The sequence below is a fragment of the Sphaerisporangium sp. NPDC005289 genome, assembly GCF_040607455.1.
In the GTDB taxonomy this organism is placed as follows: Bacteria; Actinomycetota; Actinomycetes; order Streptosporangiales; family Streptosporangiaceae; genus Sphaerisporangium; species Sphaerisporangium rhizosphaerae.
The window spans coordinates 522,625-540,265 of sequence record NZ_JBEXGS010000002.1 but is presented as its reverse complement, the minus strand read 5'-3'; the positions used below and the strand labels follow the sequence as shown (position 1 = coordinate 540,265).

The window sequence follows — 17,641 nt, the reverse complement described above, 5'->3', positions numbered from 1 at the left end:
TGGAGTGGCTTCGTGCAGCGCCCCCCTTCCCTACGGCTCGGGTTCACCTCCCTGGCCGCGGGACTCAGCCTCGTCATGGCGGCCTCGCCGCTCACCGGCGGGACCGCCTCCGCCGACGGCCCCGGCTCCCGGCCCGCCACGGCCTCCCGGCTCGCCACGGCCTCCCGGGCCGCGACCGGCCCGTCCGCCGGCACGCGGACCGTCACGCTCATCAGCGGTGACAAGGTCACCTACCGGTCCGGCGGCGACACCCCGGCGATCGTCTCCGTCCAGGGACCGCACGGCGGCCGCGCCGCGGCCCGCATCACCACCGTCGGCGACGAGGTGTACGTGGTGCCGGACACGGCCGCCCCGTACGTGACCGCCGGACTGGTCGACCGGTCGCTGTTCGACGTCACCAAGCTCGCCGCCTACGGCTACGACGACGCGAGCAGCGACCACATCCCGCTGATCGTCACCTACACCGACGCCGCCGCCCGCAAGCGGGCCGAGCCGGTGCCGGGCGGCGCGGCGAAGGTCCGTACGCTCAGCAGCATCCAGGGCGCGGCGCTGACCGCCGGCCACGACCGGGCCGCGGACTTCTGGAACTCCCTCACCGGCACGGCCGGCGCGGGCGCCTCCTCCCGCCGCGCCGCGCCCGGCACGGCTCTCGCCGGCGGCATCGCCAAGGTGTGGCTGGACGGCAAGGCCAAGGCCGACCTCGCCGACACCGTCGCCCAGGTGCACGCCCCCGAGGTGTGGGCCGCCGGGAACACCGGCACCGGCGTCAAGGTGGCCGTGCTGGACACCGGCGTCGACGCCGCGCACCCCGACCTGAAGGACCGGATCACCGGCACGGCCACCTTCGTCCCCGGCCAGGACGTGACCGACCGCAACGGCCACGGCACCCATGTCGCCTCCACGATCGCCGGCACCGGCGCCGCGTCCGAGGGCGTGGAGAAGGGCGTCGCCCCCGGCGCCGACCTGCTGATCGGCAAGGTGCTCGACAACGCGGGCAGCGGCCAGGACTCCTGGATCATCGCGGGCATGGAGTGGGCCGCCCGCGACCAGAAGGCCAAGGTCGTCAGCATGAGCCTCGGCGGCGGCCCGTCCGACGGCACCGACCCGCTCAGCCAGGCCGTGAACCGGCTCAGCGAGGAGACCGGCGCGCTGTTCACCATCGCGGCCGGCAACTCCGGCCCCGAGGACGAGACCGTCAGCGCGCCGTCCACGGCCGACGCCGCGCTCTCGGTCGCCGCGGTGAGCGTCGGCGGCAAGGGCACCTCCCTCGCCGCCTTCTCCAGCAGGGGCCCGCGCGTGGGTGACTACGGCCTCAAGCCGGAGATCTCCGCGCCCGGTGTGGACGTGCTGGCGGCCCGCTCGCAGTACGCCCCCGAGGGGGAGGGCGCCTACCAGACGATGAGCGGCACCTCCATGGCCACCCCGCACGTCGCCGGGGTCGCCGCGCTGCTCTCCGCCGCGCACCCGGACTGGACCGGGCAGCGGCTGAAGGACGCGCTGATCAGCAGCAGCAAGGTCCTGTTCCAGTTCGGCCCCTACCAGGCCGGCGGTGGCCTGGTGGACGCGAGCGCCGCCGTCGGCGGCACGGTCTTCGCCACCGGCACCGCCCACATCACCACCCACTGGCCCTACACCACCGGCCAGAAGGCGACCCGGCAGGTGACCTACACCAACACCGGCGACGCCCCGGTCACCCTGAACCTCAACGTCACCGGAGGCGCCCCCGAGGGCCTGTTCGAGCCGTCGGCCGGCACGGTCACCGTCCCCGCGCACGGCACCGCCACCGCCGAGGTGACGCTGGACGTCGACCGGGCCGAGTTGGACGGCCACCTGGCCGCGCGGCTCGACGCGGTGGACCAGGAGGGCGTGCTGCGCGCCCACACCGTGCTCGGCTACTACAAGGAGGGCGAGCGGGCCCAGCTCACCGTTCACGCCAAGGACCGGTCCGGCAAGCCGCTCGCCGGCGAGATGGTCGTGACCCGTCAGCTTCCCAACGGGCACCAGAGCCTCGACGCGTACGCGATCGACGAGTCCGGCACCCGCACGCTGCGGCTGCCGACCGGCACGTACTCCATCTGGATGTGGGGCGAGGTGCAGGGCGCGAACGGCCCGCACTCGCTCGGCGTGGCCCTGCTCGCCAAGCCCAGCGTCGACCTGAAGGCCGATACCACCGTCACCCTGGACGCCGGCGGCGCCCGGCAGCTCTCCTCCGTCCTGCCGAAGGGCATGGACCGGCCGCGGACCACGGTCGACACCCGCGTGGACTTCGTCCGCGGCTTCGGCGGCGAGGAGGCCGTCGCCGACAGCCGCCTCCTCGGCGTCCAGCACGACAGCATGTGGGTGCTGCCGACCGGCGGCAAGGTGACCGGCGGCCGGCTGGACCTCGCCGCGCGCTGGCGCGACGAGCAGCCCCGCCTGGCGGTCTCCTCGAAGGACGACGACTTCGACGACCTGCTGATCCAGTCCCGGTACACCCCGCTGCCGGAGGGCAGCCACTCCTTCGACGCCGTCTTCGCCGGGCAGGGGAGCACCGCCGAGCTGGCCGCGGCGAAGGTCAAGGGGAAGGTCGCGGTCGTGCGCTGGAGCGACGCCGCCGACCCGGTCGCGATGGCCGAGGCCGCCCGCGCCGCCGGCGCCAGGCTGCTGCTCCTGGTGGGCAACGGCCGCGGCAGGCTCGACGCCTGGGACGCGGTGCAGACCCCCGCCCCGATGCCGGTGGCCTCGGTCACCATGGACGAGGGCGAGCGCCTGATCGGCCGCATCCTCAACAAGGGCAAGGCCCCGCTGCAGGTGACCTCGCACCCCGCCGCCGGCTACCTCTTCGACCTGGTGCACAGGTGGACCGGCGCGGTGCCCGCCGACCCGGTCTACCGGCCCGGCGAGCGTGACCTCGCGCGCGTCGAGATGTCGTTCGCCAACCACGAGCAGGCCACGGCGCGGGACTTCCGCACCGACGTGCTGCCCGACTGGCCCCGCGGATTCAGCGGCTACCTCACCGAAGGGCCGGCGCGCGGCACCCGCACCGACTGGGTGTCCGCCGACGGCGGCGTGCGCTGGATGGAGTACGCGCTCGCCCTGGACGGCGGGGCGCAGGAGCAGTCCGACCTGGTCACCTACAAGGCGGGCGCGACCGGCGACTCCCGCTGGTTCGGCCCGATCGTGCGCCCGCGGATGAACGACGCCAACGGCTGGTTCCCCCTGCGCGGCGGCGACGCCCTGGTCTTCTTCCTGCCCGCCTGGGGAAGCTCCGGCGGCGACCACCAGGGGGAGATGCTGTTCAACGAGCACGTCACCCAGACGGCGTCGCTGTACCAGGGAGACACCCTGGTGGACCGCGTCACCAACGACCGCACCGACCGCTCGGTCGTCCTGGCCCCGATCGTCAGCCCCGACCGGCTGCCCTACCGCCTGGTCAACGAGGCCGCCCGGGACGCGTCGCTGTACCCGTACTCGACGCGCACCCTCACCGAGTGGGGCTTCACCAGCGGATACGTCGAGACCGACCACACGCTGACGCTGCCGATCATCCAGGTGGACTACGACGTCGACGTGGACGCCGACGGCCGGGCCCAGCGCAAGGCCGATCTGACGGTCACTCCCCGGCAGCTGCCGTACGCGGTGGACGCCGGGCCGATCAGCGCCGTCACCGTCGAGGTCTCCTACGACGACGGCGCCACCTGGCGGAGCGCCCGCCTGGCCCGCTCCGGCGACGGCTGGAGGACCAGGCTGGACGCGCCCCGCACGGCCCACGCGGTCACCTTGCGCACCCACGCCGAGGACACCAAGGGCAACACCGTCGGCCAGACCATCGTCCGGGCCTTCGGCCTGAGGTGACCCCCGAGCCCGGGGCCCGGCCCATCCCGGGCCCCGGGGCGCCCGCGCGGACCCACGGCGCGCACCGGAGTCCGCGCGGGCGCCGCCCGGAGTCGGCGCATGCCACGATGGGATCAGGGACGTGAGGGGGCGCTGTGGGGGAGCCGGACGAGGGGTCGTACGCGTGGATGCTCCGGTTCCACCTGGGTGAGCGGACGGTGCGGGGCACCGGCGTGCTGACGGTGCGCCGGGGGCCGGGCCCGCCGGCGCGGCTGGCCTGCGCCCTGCTCGGCCTCCCCCGCACGGGCACGGCCGTCCCGCTGCACGTCACCGTGACCCGCCTGACGGCCGCGCGGACGGCCCCCGCACAACCGCACCGGCCGGAACGGACGGCCCCCGGTTCTCTAGAGCGACCCGTCCCGGACGGGGAGGCGGGCAGGCGGGAAGTGCCCGTGGTGGAGCGCTGGGAGCGCGTCATCGGCGGGCGCAGGCTGCTCAGCCACCAGATCCGCCTCGGCGAGCGAGGGTGGGAGCGGCACGGGCCGCTGGAGGTCCGCACGCGCACCGTGGCCGGCGCCGCGGACGTCGAGGTGGTCCAGCTAGGCGCCGTCCTGCGCGCCGGCCGGCACGAGATCCCCGTCCCCGCGCGCCTGGCGCCCCGCGTCCACGCCCGCGCCTGGACCGGACCGGAGGATCCGGACGGCGGTCCGCCGAGCTTCCGCCTGGAGGTGGAGGTCGCGTTGCCCTTGATCGGCCGGCTGTTGTCGTACCAGGGGCACTGCCGGGAGGAAAGGGCCTAGGCTGTCCGGTCATGAGCGTCGATCTCCACGGGCGAACGCAGCGGCTCGAGATGTCCGACCAGAACCTCCGCGCCTTCGAGGCCGTCGTCCTCGCGGCGACGCCCGAGGGCATCGTGCTGGACAGGTCGGCCTTCTACCCCGGAGGCGGCGGCCAGCCGGCCGACCACGGGGTCCTGGTGTGGCAGGGCGTCGAGACCCGCATCGTGGGCGCCCGCAAGGGTGAGGACCTCTGCCTGATCCCCGCCGAGGGCGACCCGATCCCGCCCGCGGGCACCGAGGTGCGCGCCGCCGTCGCCGACGAGCGGCGCTCGGCGCTGATGCGCACCCACTCCGGGCTGCACGTCCTGTGCGGCGTGGTCTTCCGCGACTATGGCTCGCTGGTGACCGGCGGCAACATGGAGCCGTTCAGCGCCCGCATGGACTTCAACCTGCCCGAGGTGCCGCCCGGGTTCAAGCAGACCGTCGAGGACGCCTGCAACGCCGAGATCGCCGCCGGCCGCCGCATCGACGTCCGGGTGCTGCCCCGCGCCGAGGCGTTCGCGCTCCCCGACATCATCCGCACGGCCACCAACCTCGTGCCCGAGGACGCCGAGCAGGTCCGCATCGTCGACATCGTGGGCCTGGACACCCAGGCCGACGGCGGCACGCACGTGGCGACGACCGCCCAGATCGGCCGCATCGTGGTCACCAAGATCGAGAGCAAGGGCAAGGGCTTCCGCCGCCTCCGCATCGCCATCTCCGACTAGCGTGGACCTCTTCCCGCACTCGCTGCCGATCATGGAGACGATGGGCAGGAGCGATGACGGGCGCTCGTGGCTGGCGGTGCTTCCGTCGCTGGTGAACGGGTTGCGCGAAGAGTGGTCGCTCCGGCTCGGCGCGCCGTTCCACGGCGGGAGCTGCTCGTGGGCGGCTCCTGCCCGGCTGCCGGACGGCGGCCCCGCGGTCCTCAAGATCAGCTGGCCGCACCGGGAGGCCGCAGGTGAGGCGGAGGCCCTGCGATGGTGGGACGGGCACGGCGCCGTGCGGGTGCACCGCCACGACCACGTCAGGTACGCGCTGCTCCTGGAGCGGTGCGAGCCGGGCGACCCGCTCGGCGACGCCGGCCACCTCGCAGTCGAGGAGCGTCTGCTGCTGGGTGCCGAAGTGCTGAACGAGCTGTGGGCGGTGCCCCCGCCCGCCGAGACGGCGCTGGAGCGCCTCGGCGACGTCACCGCCGAATGGGCCGATCTGGTGGAGGAGCGCATGGAGCGGCTGCGCCCCGGGTTCGACCCCGGGCTGGTGGCGCACGGCGTCCGGCTGCTGCGCGAGCTGCCCGGCAGCGCCGCCCGCCGGGTCGTCCTGCACGGCGACTTCAACCCCGGCAACGTGCTGGCCGCCCGGCGCCGACCCTGGCTGGCCATCGACGCCAAGCCCATGATCGGCGACCCCGGCTACGACCCCTGGCCGCTGGTCGAGCAGATCGACGACCCCTTCGCGCACTCCGACGCGCCTCGGGTGACCGGCGAACGGTTCGCGCTGGTCGCCGGGGCCCTCGGCGAGGACACGCGGCGCCTGCAGGCGTGGGCGGTGGCCCGGCGCGTCGAGACGGCGCTGTGGGCGGTCGAGCACGGCGTCCAGGACGGCGCGAGCCGGGTCATGCGGACGGTCCGGATCCTGGCGGACCTGGCCGGCGTCTGACGGCCCACCGGCGCCCGGGCTCGTAAGCCGGTGCGCCGTCAGGGTCCGCGAGCGGCATCCGTGATCTTCTGTTGTACCGCGCAGGTTTACCGCGCTCTTCAACCCTGCGGTGGACGCCTCCCGGCGCTCGGATGCGCGATGGTGGCCGAGACCGCAGAACAGCGCCGACCGGCCCGTACGCGGGCCGTCGCCGGAACCGACCTTCTGGATCGCTCACGTCGCCCCAGGCCCTACCCGGGAGGAACCCAGGGGTGCCACGTCTCGATCTATGACGGCAGGAAGGAGAACGTGATGGGACAGACAGGCGGCACGGATACCGACAGCATGTGGGCGAAGAGGTTCGGATCCGCCCGGCGTCGAAAGGGCCGGCGCGGGGCAGCGGCCTTGGTGGCCGGCCTGGGTTTGCTGGCCGGAACGGCAATGGCAGCGCCGGCCCAGGCTTCGGCGACGTCCTGCCCCAGACCCGGCCACGGAATCAACGGCGACGGGTCCGGCTATATGAAGATCGCCGCCAATCTCAAGGTGTCGCCCTACGCCGCGTGCGGCAACGTCAGGCATCTCAGCCGGTACACGACGGTCTACTACTGGTGCTTCATCCCCAACTCGTACGGCAACCTATGGTGGTGGGTTCGCGTCGCGGGCACCTCGACCTACGGCTGGATGTCGGCCGACAACCTCCACAGCACCCTCAAGGACGACAACGGAGACGGGAAACGCACCTTCTCCAGGTGCTAGATCATGGTGGTCGGTACCGCTCAGCGCGAAGTGCCGCAGGCGGCGAACCTGGACTCGATCCAGTTCGGCCAAGGGGCCGTAGGCCGGCCCGAGGGGAGTAGATGCCTTGGGCCATCCAGCCCATGGTCATCATCTTGAGACGGTCGTGCATCGGGATGCCGGGCGCCGATGTCTCCGGACGAGTTCGAGGAGGGCGGCGCCTGCGAGGTAGGTGGCCAGGACGCCCGCGGGCAGCCCCGCAGGTCCGTGGGGGCCGGGACCGGCCAGCGCGACGCCGAGCAGCCCGGCCACCACGGCGCCGGCCCCCGCGACGGTCAGCGTGGCGGGCAACACTCCCGGGATCGGCTCGACGGGGCGGGACCGCCGGTCCGCGCGGCGTTCGAAGCGCCCGAACACCACGACCAGGACGGCGAGGATCAGTGCCAGGCAGGCGACCCACGGGATCCGCAGGAGCAGCCAGAAGGCCGAGCCGGGCGCGGCGGAGGGCAGCACGCCGGTGCCGTACAGCAGCGCGACGCCGAACACGACGGCGGTCATGTGCCACAGGAACAGCGTCATGATCACCGAGTTGACGGCGACGACGACCGTCCATGGGCCCGGACGCCGCAGCCACCGGTTGCCGAGGCCGCGCAGCGACAACGCGACGCCCGTCTGCGTAACCGCGAGGGCGAGCAGTGCCAGCGTCGGCGGAGCGGTGTTCTGCGTGCGCTCCCCGGTGACCCCCACCATGCTGACCGGGTAGGGGCCGGCCACGGTGAGCAGTACCAGGACGGCCAGCCCGGCGGCGGCAAGCGGCAGCGCCACGCGCCACCGCGACGGCAGCCGCCCGTCCTGCACGGCGAAGCCGAGCTGGTGCACCGCCAGCCACGCCAGCAGGTAGTTCGCCGTCCCGACATACGGCACGCCGAAGCCGAGCCGCGCCACGTCGTCCGCGCCGACCATGGCGGCCAGGACGATGGGCACCGCCAGCCCCGCCCGCCGGTGCAACCCGTACATGAACGGGGTCAGGAACACCACGGCGATGTAGGCCACCAGGAACCACAGCGGGATCGACGCCAGCCACACCGCCGTGCCGACCGTCGCCGGCGGGGCGCCGAGGGACCGGGCCACGAAGGCCCCGGCCGCCAGCCCGCACAGCAGGACCGTCGTCGGCTGGACGAGCCGGGCGGCCCGGTCCAGCGTCCAGCCGGTGCCGTTCCCGCCGCGCGCGAGGTGGGAGGTCAGCGACGCCGCGTTCGCGAACCCGCCGACCAGGAAGAACAGCGGCATGACCTGGAAGATCCAGGTCAGCGGGTGCGTCCACGGCACCAGCTCCAGGATGCTGCGGCCCGTCGGCCCCGAGGGGCCCCAGGTCACGTACACGACCAGCCAGTGCCCGGTGACCACGGCCGCGATCGCGACGGCGCGGATCAGGTCGACATGCCGGTCACGCCCCGCCGGTGTGGAGGCGGCCATCCGCCGCCATCCCGTGACCACCCGGCGGACCCCGTCTCGCGGCCGCGTCGTCATGCCTCCGACGTTAGTTTCCCCGCCCGCCGCCGGCGGGACCGGGCTCCGGCCGTCCGTGGCGGCCGGAGCCCGGTCCGGAGGGCGCGGGTCATCTCACAAGGCGGAGGCCGCTTCAGAGGTAGGTCAGTTCAAGGGAGTCGTGGTTGGAGCCCCAGGAGAGGTCCAGGGCCCAGCAGCCCGCCGACGGGACCTCCACGATGGACGGGTAGATCTCCCCGGGCCCGGAGTCGGCAGGCACGCTGACCCGGACGACCGGGGCCCGGGCGCCCTTCGGACGGGCGGTGATCTCCAGCGGGTGGCCGTCGCGGGGCTGCCGGACGTACCAGAGGATCTTGTTGGCCGGGTCGGTGGGCCGCCCGGCCCGCAGCGGATCGGCGAACAGGTAGCCGAGCGCGTCGCCTCGCACGCCCATCCTGACGGGCAGCCCGCCCGGGGCGTTGACGCTCGCCCACGACGGGACCGGCGCCCGCGTCCCGGCCGATGAGCCGGCGGCGCGGTCCTGGCAGGCCCCGTCCGCGGGCGCGGCCCGCACGGCGCCGCCATCGGCGCAGGCCCCCGCCGTCAGGACCACCACCAGGGCCGCGATGAACATCGAAGGTGTCGTCATGCCCTCACTACCGCCCGGCGGCGGTGGAGGTTCCGAGGAGGAGATCGTCCTCCATGAACCTGCGAAGCGGGCGGAATCAGGTGGCGAAGCGGGCGAGGTCCCCCCCGCAGCGTGCCGGCTCGGGTGCGGCGCGCCGCCGGGGACCGGCCGGGTCAACCGCCGGAAGGTCGTCGGCCCGCTCCGGCCCTCCCGCGCATGGGAGCGGTGGGACCGGCGGTACGCCGGACGACGCCGGTGGCCGGTGATGCGCGGTCGGGCCGCGGGCGACATGGCGGAGCTTTTGTCGGTTCAAGGTCGCCGGCTTGGGTGGAGGGGAGGGCGCTCGGTGATAATGAGAGGGACGCTGATGCGCGGGGCCTGCCGAAACGATCGCGCGCAAGGCGCAGTTGACTGAGCGAGGGCACGCGCGTGCGGCCCTCTCATACAAGCCGTCGCCGCGGGGATTGCGCGAGGGACGGGGCGCCCGCTGACACACCCGGGGCCGCGACGGACGCGGCCGGCGGGCCGTCGAAGGACGAGGCCCGTGAAGGCGCGGGCCGGGAGCGGCGCCCGACCGTCGCGTCGCCGGTGTGAAGGGCCGGCGACCCCCGCCCGTGGCGAGCCGGTGACGATCGCCGGCTCACGATCAGGCCGGCCGAACCCGCGCCGCCCCGATCACCGGCCGGTGAGACCACCGGCCGGGCGCCCGCCGCGGCCACGGCCCCGACACCGTTCCGTTCTGCCGATCTCCCATGCCGCCGTCCAGGCAGCGAAGCCGTGGCCACTGCCCGGTGGCCCGTCCTTCGCGGGGTGGCCACTGCCCGGTGACCGCCCGTCACGAGAGCGCAAAAAGGGGAAACCCATGAACACTCGTCTACTCGTCCTTCCGCTCGCAACGGCACTGTCGTTCACGGCCGCCTCCGTCGCCGGAGCCGGCGCCACCACGAGCGGACGGGACGCGGGAGCCGGCACGCTGGCGCCGGGAGCGGTGCGGACGCCGGTGCCCTCGCCGGTCTCTCCCACCTCGACCTTCTCGACGCCACCGGGCTCGCCGTCGGGGTCTCCCGGGTCGCCGATCCCCTCGGAGTCGCCCTCCGGGTCGCCGAGCGAGGGGTCGCCCTCGCCGACCGCTCCGGCCGCCTCGCCCTCGGGGCCGGGCTGCGCGTCCCTGCCCACCTCGGGCCCAGGCAGCCCGGCGCAGCTGGCCGGCGAGCCGCTGGCGACCGCCGTGTCGCACATTCCGGACCTGTCCACGCTGGCCGACGCCGCGAAGAAGGCGGGCGCGGTGGAGACGCTCAACTCGGCCAAGGACATCACGGTCTTCGCCCCGACCAACTCCGCGTTCAACAAGGTGCCGCAGGACCAGCTCAACCGGATCATCGGCAACCGGCAGCAGCTGACCCGGCTGCTCACCTTCCACGTCGTCCAGGGGCGCAAGACCCCGGCCGACCTGGAGAACGGCCCGCTCACGTCGCTGGAGGGCGGCAAGCTCACCGTCGGCAAGTCCGATGACACCTACAAGGTCAACAACGCCAAGGTGACCTGCGGGCCGATCCAGACCCGCAACGCCACGGTCTACATCATCGACTCGGTCCTCAAGCCCGGAGGATGAGCGCGACCGCTCCGGGACGGGCGCCGGCCGCGCGCGGCGGGGCCGGCGCCCGTCCACGCCCGCCGGGCCGGAGCCCCGTCCACACTCGCAGAGCCGATCTCGGCGGATGGCGCCGGATCGGGCGCCCGCCTCGTGCGCACGCGAGCGCGGGGTGGCGCTCGGTCAGGCGTCGGGCCGGCAGTTGGGCAGGGTCCGGTCGGTCGGCGCGCACAGGGTGATGCCGAACGGGATTCGGAAGGCGCCCTCGGCGCCCCCGCTGTCGTAGGTGATGACGAAGCCCGGGCTCCACGCGCTGGTCGCGGTGGGGCGGGAGATCTGCAGCACGACCTCGCTGAACTCCACCCTTGAGTAGTCCTCCGGCAGGCAGACCTGGGTGACCGTGCGGGAGGCGGTGGAGACGCCGCGCTGCCGAAGGCCGACGGGTTCGCCCCAGCCGACGCCGTCCTCGCCGAACCCGCGGTAGAACGGCCGGAGCGCGAACTCCTGGACGGCCAGGCCCCCGCGCGAGTTCTCGAAGCGGACCCCGGTGACCTCGACCGCGCCGGCGCGGTCCAGGCAGACGGCGAAGCTCCCGAACAGGTAGGGCATGCCCTGGACGGTGCGCCGCAGCGTCAGGGACTGCCGGCCGCCGTCACCGGGCGGCGCGATCAGCCGGACCGTCTGCGGGTTCCGCGCGGCGCCCGGCCCCGCGCAGGCGGCCACGGACAGCAGCACCAGGCACCGCGCCACGGTGGAGGACCATCGGGGCGAGCCCCTGCCACGGGTCGCCGGCGGTGTTCTCGGAATGGTGTTCAGCCCTTGTGCGCCTCGACGATGGAGGAAAGCCGGACGCCTGCGCCCCTGTTCCCGCAGAGGCGGGTGAGTTTCGTCGGCCGGAACGACAGTTTCGAGCGGACATCGTATCCGCTCTGCGCCGAAGCGGTGAAACCCGCCACGCTGACGCCGCCGCCGATGACGACGTTTCTCGCCTGGTCCTTGTCCCAAACCGAAGAATGCCCATAAAGGGTTATGCACTGCGCTTTCAGCGACGGATGATAAGCGCGGGCGAAACGTTTGATCGGGTCTCCAAGGCTCAGCGGCACCAGGTTCCGCCGGCCGTCGCAGCCGTTGGCGAGCACGCCGTAGTTGACGGTGCCGATGGCCCACGCGTCGGCGACCCGCGAGGCGGTGTGGCTGTCGCCGGCCCGCACCGTCAGCGTGAGCGAGCCGTTGGAGGACCACCGGCCCCCGGCCCGCGCCGCGCCCGTGCTCAGCGTGTGGTCGGCGCCGTTCGCCTGGGTCACCGTCGCCAGCGCCCCCGACCAGGCGTAGACCCCCATGTAGGTCTCCTCGCGCCCGTCGTGGCGCTTCACCACGCGCGGGATGCATGGACCGGGCGACCTGCGCGCCGCGGCCAGCCGCCCGGCGGAGATCTGCGCGGCGGTGACCGCGCCGTCCTTCAGGGCGGCGGCGATGGCGGGGAAGGCGGGCGCGCGGGGCGTGACGAGCGCGCGGCCGATCCCCCGGGCCGCCGCCGCGCCGAACGGCCGCGACGGGGCCGGCGGCGGGGACGGGGCGGAGAGCGGCCGTGAGGGGGCGGAGGCCGGCCGTGAGGGGGCGGGGGTCGGTCGTGACGAGGTGGAGGTCGGCCGTGAGGGGGTGGAGGCCGGCCGTGAGGGGGCGGGGGTCGGTCGTGACGGTGTGGAGGTGGGTTCTGGCGGTGCGGAGGACGGCCGTGACGGGGGAGGGGACGGTGTGCCGGGAGGCGTCCGGCCGCCGGCCTCGCCCTCGGGGGTGACCTCCTCCCCGGCGGGCGCGGACACCCAGGCGGCCGGGTCGTCGTTGGCGTCGGCGGCCGTCGGATCGGCGCCCAGGTCGACGCGGAGCTGCCGGGGGACCGACACCCCGGCCGCCTCGCTGGAGGCGGTGGACCAGACGGGCACCACCGGGCGCCCCTCCGCCGTGGGGACGACCACCACCAGCCGTTCCGACCCGCCGGCGCCGGAGACGACATAGACGGGGTCGCCGGGGTCGCCCGGGGCGCCGGGATCGCAGCTCCGCCCCACGGCGGCGCCGCACCGCGCGGGCGTCCCGCCGATGGGGCGGGCGTGCGAGGAGCGGACCGCGGTGGTCATCCAGCGCACCTCGCGGGCGCCGTCCGAGATGGCCACCTCCAGGTTGAGCTGCCCCCGTTCGCCGGTGTACGGAGCGGGCAGCGCGGCGGGGTCGATGTTGACCGAGAAGCGCCCCAGGCGGTCGGTGCTCGCCGCCCCGGCGACCAGCGTGCCGACGGCGCGGCCCTCGGGCACGTCCAGCGCGTCGCCGGCCGGGTAGGCGACGGCCAGCACGTCGGCCCCGGGCAGGGCGGCGCCGTCGCGGGTGACCACGCCGCTCACCGCGGACAGGCCGGTCATCTCGGAGGTGGGGAAGACGACGTCGTCCGCCGCCGCCGAGCCGCCGGCCCCGGGCAGGGCCGCCGCCGGGCCGCCGCCCGCGGGAACGGCCGCCGCCGGGACGCCGGCCGCCAGCGCGGCGGCGGCGGCCACCGGCGCCCACCTGCGGGGGTAGGCCCTCACACCTGCTGTCCTCCTGTCCGATGCCGCCTGGTTCTTCTGCTCGGCCGCCGCGCGTCGGTGCGCGTACGTACGCGTACGTGCGCGGTCCGTGCGCGTCGATCCACCGGTCCCGAGGGATGTCCTGTCCGCTCGGGCCGCCGCGTGGCGGCGCGCGTCCGTCCGTCAGGGGCGGGGGGAGGGACGCCTGCCCGGTGGCGCGCCGTCAGCCGGAGGGAGGCGGCTTGGCCGGGAACCGCTCTCGTGCGGCCGGGCTGACCAGGGTGTTCTGGAAGGAGGTGATCTGCCATCGGCCGGCCTGCTTGACCGCGACGCTGGTGTTGATCGACAGGGTGTCGGGACGGCAGGCCTTCTCGGCGCCGTAGAGCACGCAGCCCTGGCGGATGATGACGGCCATGGCCGGTGACACGAACCGCACCCGCTCCTGGTTGACGAGCACGCGCGTGTGGCGCAGCGCCCCCTGGAAGTAGCGCTGGAGGGCCACCGCGATGCCCTGGCGGCCGTGCAGGTTCTCGCCGAGGATGTTGATCAGGTCGGCGTCGGGCGCGTAGGGCGCCGCGTACGCCCTGCCGTCGCCGCGCGCCCAGGCGTCCTCCTGGGCGCGCCGGATGCGCGCGAAGGCGGCGAGGTCCGCGGTGTGGAAGGGCATGGCCGCCGCCGGCGCCGGGGCCTGGCCCGGGGCGGCCGCCACGGCGCCGGAGGGCGAGGCGGGGCCGGAGGATGAGGTTATGGCGGGGGAGGCGGCGCCGGTCGAGGCGAAGCCGAGGGCGGCCGCAAGAGCCAGGCGGAGCGACGCCCGCCCATGTCGATGAAGGCCCATCGTGTGCTCCCGTCCGATGTGGATCTGCAGCAAACGTATCCGCGCGTCGTCCGATCAACGGTGAGGACCGCCACGTGTCCCGGTGGGCGCCGGTGAATGCGCGCATGCCGAAGGGCGCGGCGGTGGAAGGGATGGAGGTCTCACGCCGCCCGATCCGCCTGAGAGAAGGGGCGGCGGGCGTTTCCGGCGCGAGGTGTGCGAGAGGTTCGGCCTGTTCTCCGAGGGCACGTCGTGCACAGAACGCGCCTTGTTCTACATGTCCGACATTACGGGAAATCTCGCTTGGAGTATTCCCCCGTAATGTCGGGATTAGTCCATTTCGAGCAGGACGGCTCAGGCGGCGGGAGAGGTGAGCAGGCGGTCCAGCACGCGGACGCCGAACTCCAGTCCGGCGACCGGCACCCGCTCGTCCACGCCGTGGAACATGCCGAAGTAGTCCAGCCCCGGGTCCAGCATCAGCGGCGCGAAGCCGTACCCGCGGATGCCGATCGTGGCGAAGGACTTGGCGTCGGTGCCCCCGGTCATGACGTACGGCACCGGCCGCCCCTCGGGGTCCTCGGCCAGCAGCGCCCCGCACAGCTCGTCGAACAGCCCCTCGGTGGGCGAGGCCACTCCGTCGCCGAAGCTGACGAACTCCCGGGTGACCTTGGGCCCGAGCAGCCGGTCGACGGTCTCCAGGAACTCCTCGCGGAAGCCGGGCAGGAACCTGCCGTCCACGTGCGCCTCGGCCGTGCCGGGGATCACGTTGACCTTGTAGCCGGCCTCCAGCATGGTGGGGTTCGCCGAGTTGCGGATCACGCCCTTGAACAGGGTGCCGGCCCGGCCGAGCCGCTCGGCCTCCTCGTCCAGCCGGTCGAGGTCGATGCTCGTCCCGAGCGCCTTGCCCAGGTCGCTGATCAGCGTGGCGACGGCCGGGGTGAGGCGCACCGGCCACCGGTGGTCGGCCAGGCGGGCGAGCGCCCGGCACAGCTCGGCCACCGGGTTGTCCACCGGCGGCTTGGAGCCGTGCCCGGCCACGCCGTGCGCGGTGACCTTCATCCACGCCGTGCCGCGCTCGCCGACCGCCACCGGGTAGACCCGCCCTCCGTGGGGGCCGGTCACGCTGAAGCCGCCGGACTCGCTGATGGCCTCGGTGCAGCCCTCGAACAGGTCGCGGTGCCGGGTGACGGCGTACCCGGCGCCGTACTCGCCGGTGGCCTCCTCGTCGGCCAGGAACGCCAGCACGATGTCACGCTTCGGCCGCGCGCCGCGCCGGGCCCACTCGCGCACCAGCGCCAGCGTCATCGACAGCGAGCCCTTCATGTCGACCGCGCCGCGCCCGTTGACGCACCCGTCGGCGATCTCGCCGGAGAACGGGTGCGTGCGCCACTCGGCCGGGTCGGCCGGGACGACGTCCAGATGCCCGTGGATGAGCAGCGCGTCGGGGCTGTCGCCGGGGATGCGCGCCACCACGCTGGTGCGCCGGGGCGCCGACTCGAACACCGTCGGCTCCACGCCGGCCTCCGACAGCAGCCCGGCCACGTACTCGGCGGCCTGGCGCTCGCCCGAGCCGCCGGGCGTGCCGTCGTTGGTGGTGTCGATCCTGAGCAGATCGGAGCAGATGCCCGCGACGCCGGTCGCGCCGTCCGCGCCCGGGCCGGTCGGCCCCGCCCCGTTCGCCCGTGCCCCGTACGCTCCGGTCGTCCTCGCCTCGCTCACGTTCTTCCTTTCAGTGCCAGCGGCGGCACCTCGTCGGTGGGGAAGCCGAAGATGAGCCCGTAGAACGCCAGCTCGGCCTCCAGCGCCGCGACGATCGTCTCCTCCCGCCGCCAGCCGTGCTGTTCCCCCGGGAAGGTGAGATACGCCCACCGCCCGCCGTGCTCGTCCAGCGCGGCGATGAAGCGCTCGGCCTGGCCGGGGTCGACGATGGCGTCCTCCAGGCCGTGCATGAGCAGGGCGGGCCCGGAGGCGCGGGCGGCGTGCAGGGTGGGGGAGCGGTCGAGGTAGCGCTGCCGGGTCTCGGGCAGCGGGCCGATGAGCCCGTCGAGGTAGCGCGACTCGAAGTCGTGGGTCTCCCGCGCCCAGCCCTCGGGATCGGTGATCGCGTAGTGGGCCACCGCGCCGCGGAAGACGTCGCTGTGCACCAGCGCGGCCACCGACGTCCACCCGCCCGCGCTGCCGCCCCTGATCGCCACCCGCCCGGCATCGGCGAGCCCGGCGGCGATCAGGCCGCGGGCGACGCTCTCGCTGTCGCGCACGTCCACGATGCCCCAGTTGTGACGCAGCCGCTCGCGGTAGGCCCGGCCGTACCCGGTGGAGCCGCCGTAGTTGACCTCGGCGACGCCGATTCCCCTGCTGGTGAAGTAGGCGATCTCCAGGTCGAACACCATCGGGCTGGACCCGGTGGGGCCGCCGTGGACGAACATCACGTACGGCGAGGCGACGCCCTCCACGGCGCCGGCCGGCGGGTACACATGGGCGTGCACGCCGTCGAACTCCATCGCGCGCGGCACCGGCAGCACCGCCGGGTCGGGCAGCTCCTTGGCACGCGACAGCACCTCGTGGGCCCCGGTGGACAGCTCGACGCGGACCACCTCGAACGGCCTGAGCGGCGACCCGCCGACCGCGACGACGGCGCCGCCGCCGGGGGAGGCCGACAGCGCCGGCGCCCAGTAGGTGTAGGCGCCGCCCACGTCGGCGATCTCGCCGGTGGCCGGGTCCAGCACGCCCAGCCGCTTGCCGTCGGCGGTGCCGTGCACGGTCACGACGCGGTCGCCGGCCAGGGTGAACCACTGGTAGCCGAGCTTCCAGGCCGCGTCGCCGAACTCCTGCGGCCGCGGGGTGAGGTTGCGCGGCGGGGCGCCGTCCAGCGTGACCAGGTGGAGGTTCCACCAGCCGGTCGGGTCGGTCACGGCGTACAGGGCGCCGTCGTCGCGCCACTCGGCCTGCGCCACCGCCTCCTCGGGCCCGCCGGCCACCACGCGGTGGGGCCCGGCGGTGCCGTCCTCCCGCAGCGGGGCCACGCACAGCGAGGTGCCGTCCCAGGGCATGGCGGGGTGGTCGTAGCCGATCCAGGCGATCTGGCCGCCGCCGGGGGAGACCCGCGGGTTGAAGATGAAGTGCTGCGCCTTGACCACCACGCGCGCGGGCCCGCCCTCCAGCGGGACGGCGACCAGGTCGCGCTCGTCCTCGGTCTCGCGCACGCACCACACCTCCTCGCCGTACACGACAAGGTCGGCGTAGCGCGACGGGCCGGGAGGGGTGAGCGGCACGGGGCCGGCGCCGGGCCGCAGGAGGTACAGCCGCTGGTCCTGCCAGTTGGTGAAGACCAGGCCGCCGCCGGGCAGTGGACGCCAGGAGCGGCCGCCGTACTCGATCACCCGGTTGCGGGCGTTCCAGCCCGGCGGCAGGACGTCGTGGATCTCGCCGTCCGGGCCGCGCCGGACGACGCAGCGCCGCCCGCCCTCGGCCGGGCGCGGCTCGTCCCACCAGACCTCCTCACCGCCGGCGGTGGGCACGATCTCCACCCAGAACGGGCGGGCGTCCACGCGTGCGACG

13 protein-coding genes are annotated in these 17,641 nt (G+C 74.4%); 6 read left to right on the top strand and 7 right to left on the bottom strand.

Annotated elements, in window-relative coordinates:
* The first annotated feature begins 12 nt into the window (after positions 1-12).
* From ABZT47_RS05115 to ABZT47_RS05095, 5 genes are all read left to right on the top strand, one after another.
* Positions 13-3,834 (top strand): S8 family serine peptidase, encoded by a 3,822-nt coding sequence (locus tag ABZT47_RS05115; RefSeq protein WP_354836332.1) that lies wholly within the window; start codon positions 13-15, stop codon positions 3,832-3,834.
* 134 nt (positions 3,835-3,968) lie between these two features.
* On the top strand, positions 3,969-4,613 hold the full coding sequence (locus tag ABZT47_RS05110; RefSeq protein WP_354836330.1) for a DUF4166 domain-containing protein: 645 nt from the start codon (positions 3,969-3,971) through the stop codon (positions 4,611-4,613).
* A gap of 11 nt (positions 4,614-4,624) precedes the next feature.
* Positions 4,625-5,359 carry an alanyl-tRNA editing protein gene (locus tag ABZT47_RS05105; RefSeq protein WP_354836328.1) on the top strand — a complete coding sequence of 245 codons (735 nt, stop codon included), beginning with the start codon at positions 4,625-4,627 and terminating at the stop codon, positions 5,357-5,359.
* A 40-nt stretch (positions 5,360-5,399) separates the two neighbouring features.
* The gene (locus tag ABZT47_RS05100; RefSeq protein ID WP_354836326.1) at positions 5,400-6,290 is read left to right on the top strand and encodes an aminoglycoside phosphotransferase family protein; all 891 of its coding nucleotides are present in this window, start codon (positions 5,400-5,402) and stop codon (positions 6,288-6,290) included.
* 291 nt (positions 6,291-6,581) lie between these two features.
* Positions 6,582-7,025, top strand: coding sequence for a hypothetical protein (locus ABZT47_RS05095; protein ID WP_354836324.1), 444 nt, complete (start codon positions 6,582-6,584; stop codon positions 7,023-7,025).
* A gap of 129 nt (positions 7,026-7,154) precedes the next feature.
* Here ABZT47_RS05095 and ABZT47_RS05090 read toward each other — a convergent pair whose 3' ends face one another.
* Both ABZT47_RS05090 and ABZT47_RS05085 read right to left on the bottom strand, forming a co-directional pair.
* Positions 7,155-8,534 carry an acyltransferase gene (locus tag ABZT47_RS05090; RefSeq protein WP_354836322.1) on the bottom strand — a complete coding sequence of 460 codons (1,380 nt, stop codon included), beginning with the start codon at positions 8,532-8,534 and terminating at the stop codon, positions 7,155-7,157.
* 112 nt (positions 8,535-8,646) lie between these two features.
* The gene (locus tag ABZT47_RS05085; protein ID WP_354836320.1) at positions 8,647-9,141 is read right to left on the bottom strand and encodes a hypothetical protein; all 495 of its coding nucleotides are present in this window, start codon (positions 9,139-9,141) and stop codon (positions 8,647-8,649) included.
* 841 nt (positions 9,142-9,982) lie between these two features.
* Here ABZT47_RS05085 and ABZT47_RS05080 point away from each other — a divergent pair.
* Positions 9,983-10,732, top strand: coding sequence for a fasciclin domain-containing protein (locus ABZT47_RS05080; RefSeq protein WP_354836318.1), 750 nt, complete (start codon positions 9,983-9,985; stop codon positions 10,730-10,732).
* 162 nt (positions 10,733-10,894) lie between these two features.
* Here ABZT47_RS05080 and ABZT47_RS05075 read toward each other — a convergent pair whose 3' ends face one another.
* The 5 genes from ABZT47_RS05075 to ABZT47_RS05055 form a co-directional block, all read right to left on the bottom strand.
* The gene (locus tag ABZT47_RS05075) at positions 10,895-11,461 is read right to left on the bottom strand and encodes a hypothetical protein (RefSeq protein ID WP_354836316.1); all 567 of its coding nucleotides are present in this window, start codon (positions 11,459-11,461) and stop codon (positions 10,895-10,897) included.
* 62 nt (positions 11,462-11,523) lie between these two features.
* Entirely contained in the window at positions 11,524-13,287 is a 1,764-nt protein-coding gene (locus tag ABZT47_RS05070) for a hypothetical protein (RefSeq protein WP_354836314.1), read from the bottom strand.
* A gap of 202 nt (positions 13,288-13,489) precedes the next feature.
* The gene (locus ABZT47_RS05065) at positions 13,490-14,104 is read right to left on the bottom strand and encodes an SgcJ/EcaC family oxidoreductase (RefSeq protein ID WP_354836312.1); all 615 of its coding nucleotides are present in this window, start codon (positions 14,102-14,104) and stop codon (positions 13,490-13,492) included.
* A gap of 333 nt (positions 14,105-14,437) precedes the next feature.
* Positions 14,438-15,802, bottom strand: coding sequence for a M20/M25/M40 family metallo-hydrolase (locus ABZT47_RS05060; protein ID WP_354836310.1), 1,365 nt, complete (start codon positions 15,800-15,802; stop codon positions 14,438-14,440).
* The gene (locus ABZT47_RS05055) at positions 15,799-17,631 is read right to left on the bottom strand and encodes a prolyl oligopeptidase family serine peptidase (RefSeq protein ID WP_354836308.1); all 1,833 of its coding nucleotides are present in this window, start codon (positions 17,629-17,631) and stop codon (positions 15,799-15,801) included. Before ABZT47_RS05055 ends, ABZT47_RS05060 begins: the two co-directional genes overlap by 4 nt.
* Positions 17,632-17,641 lie beyond the last annotated feature (10 nt).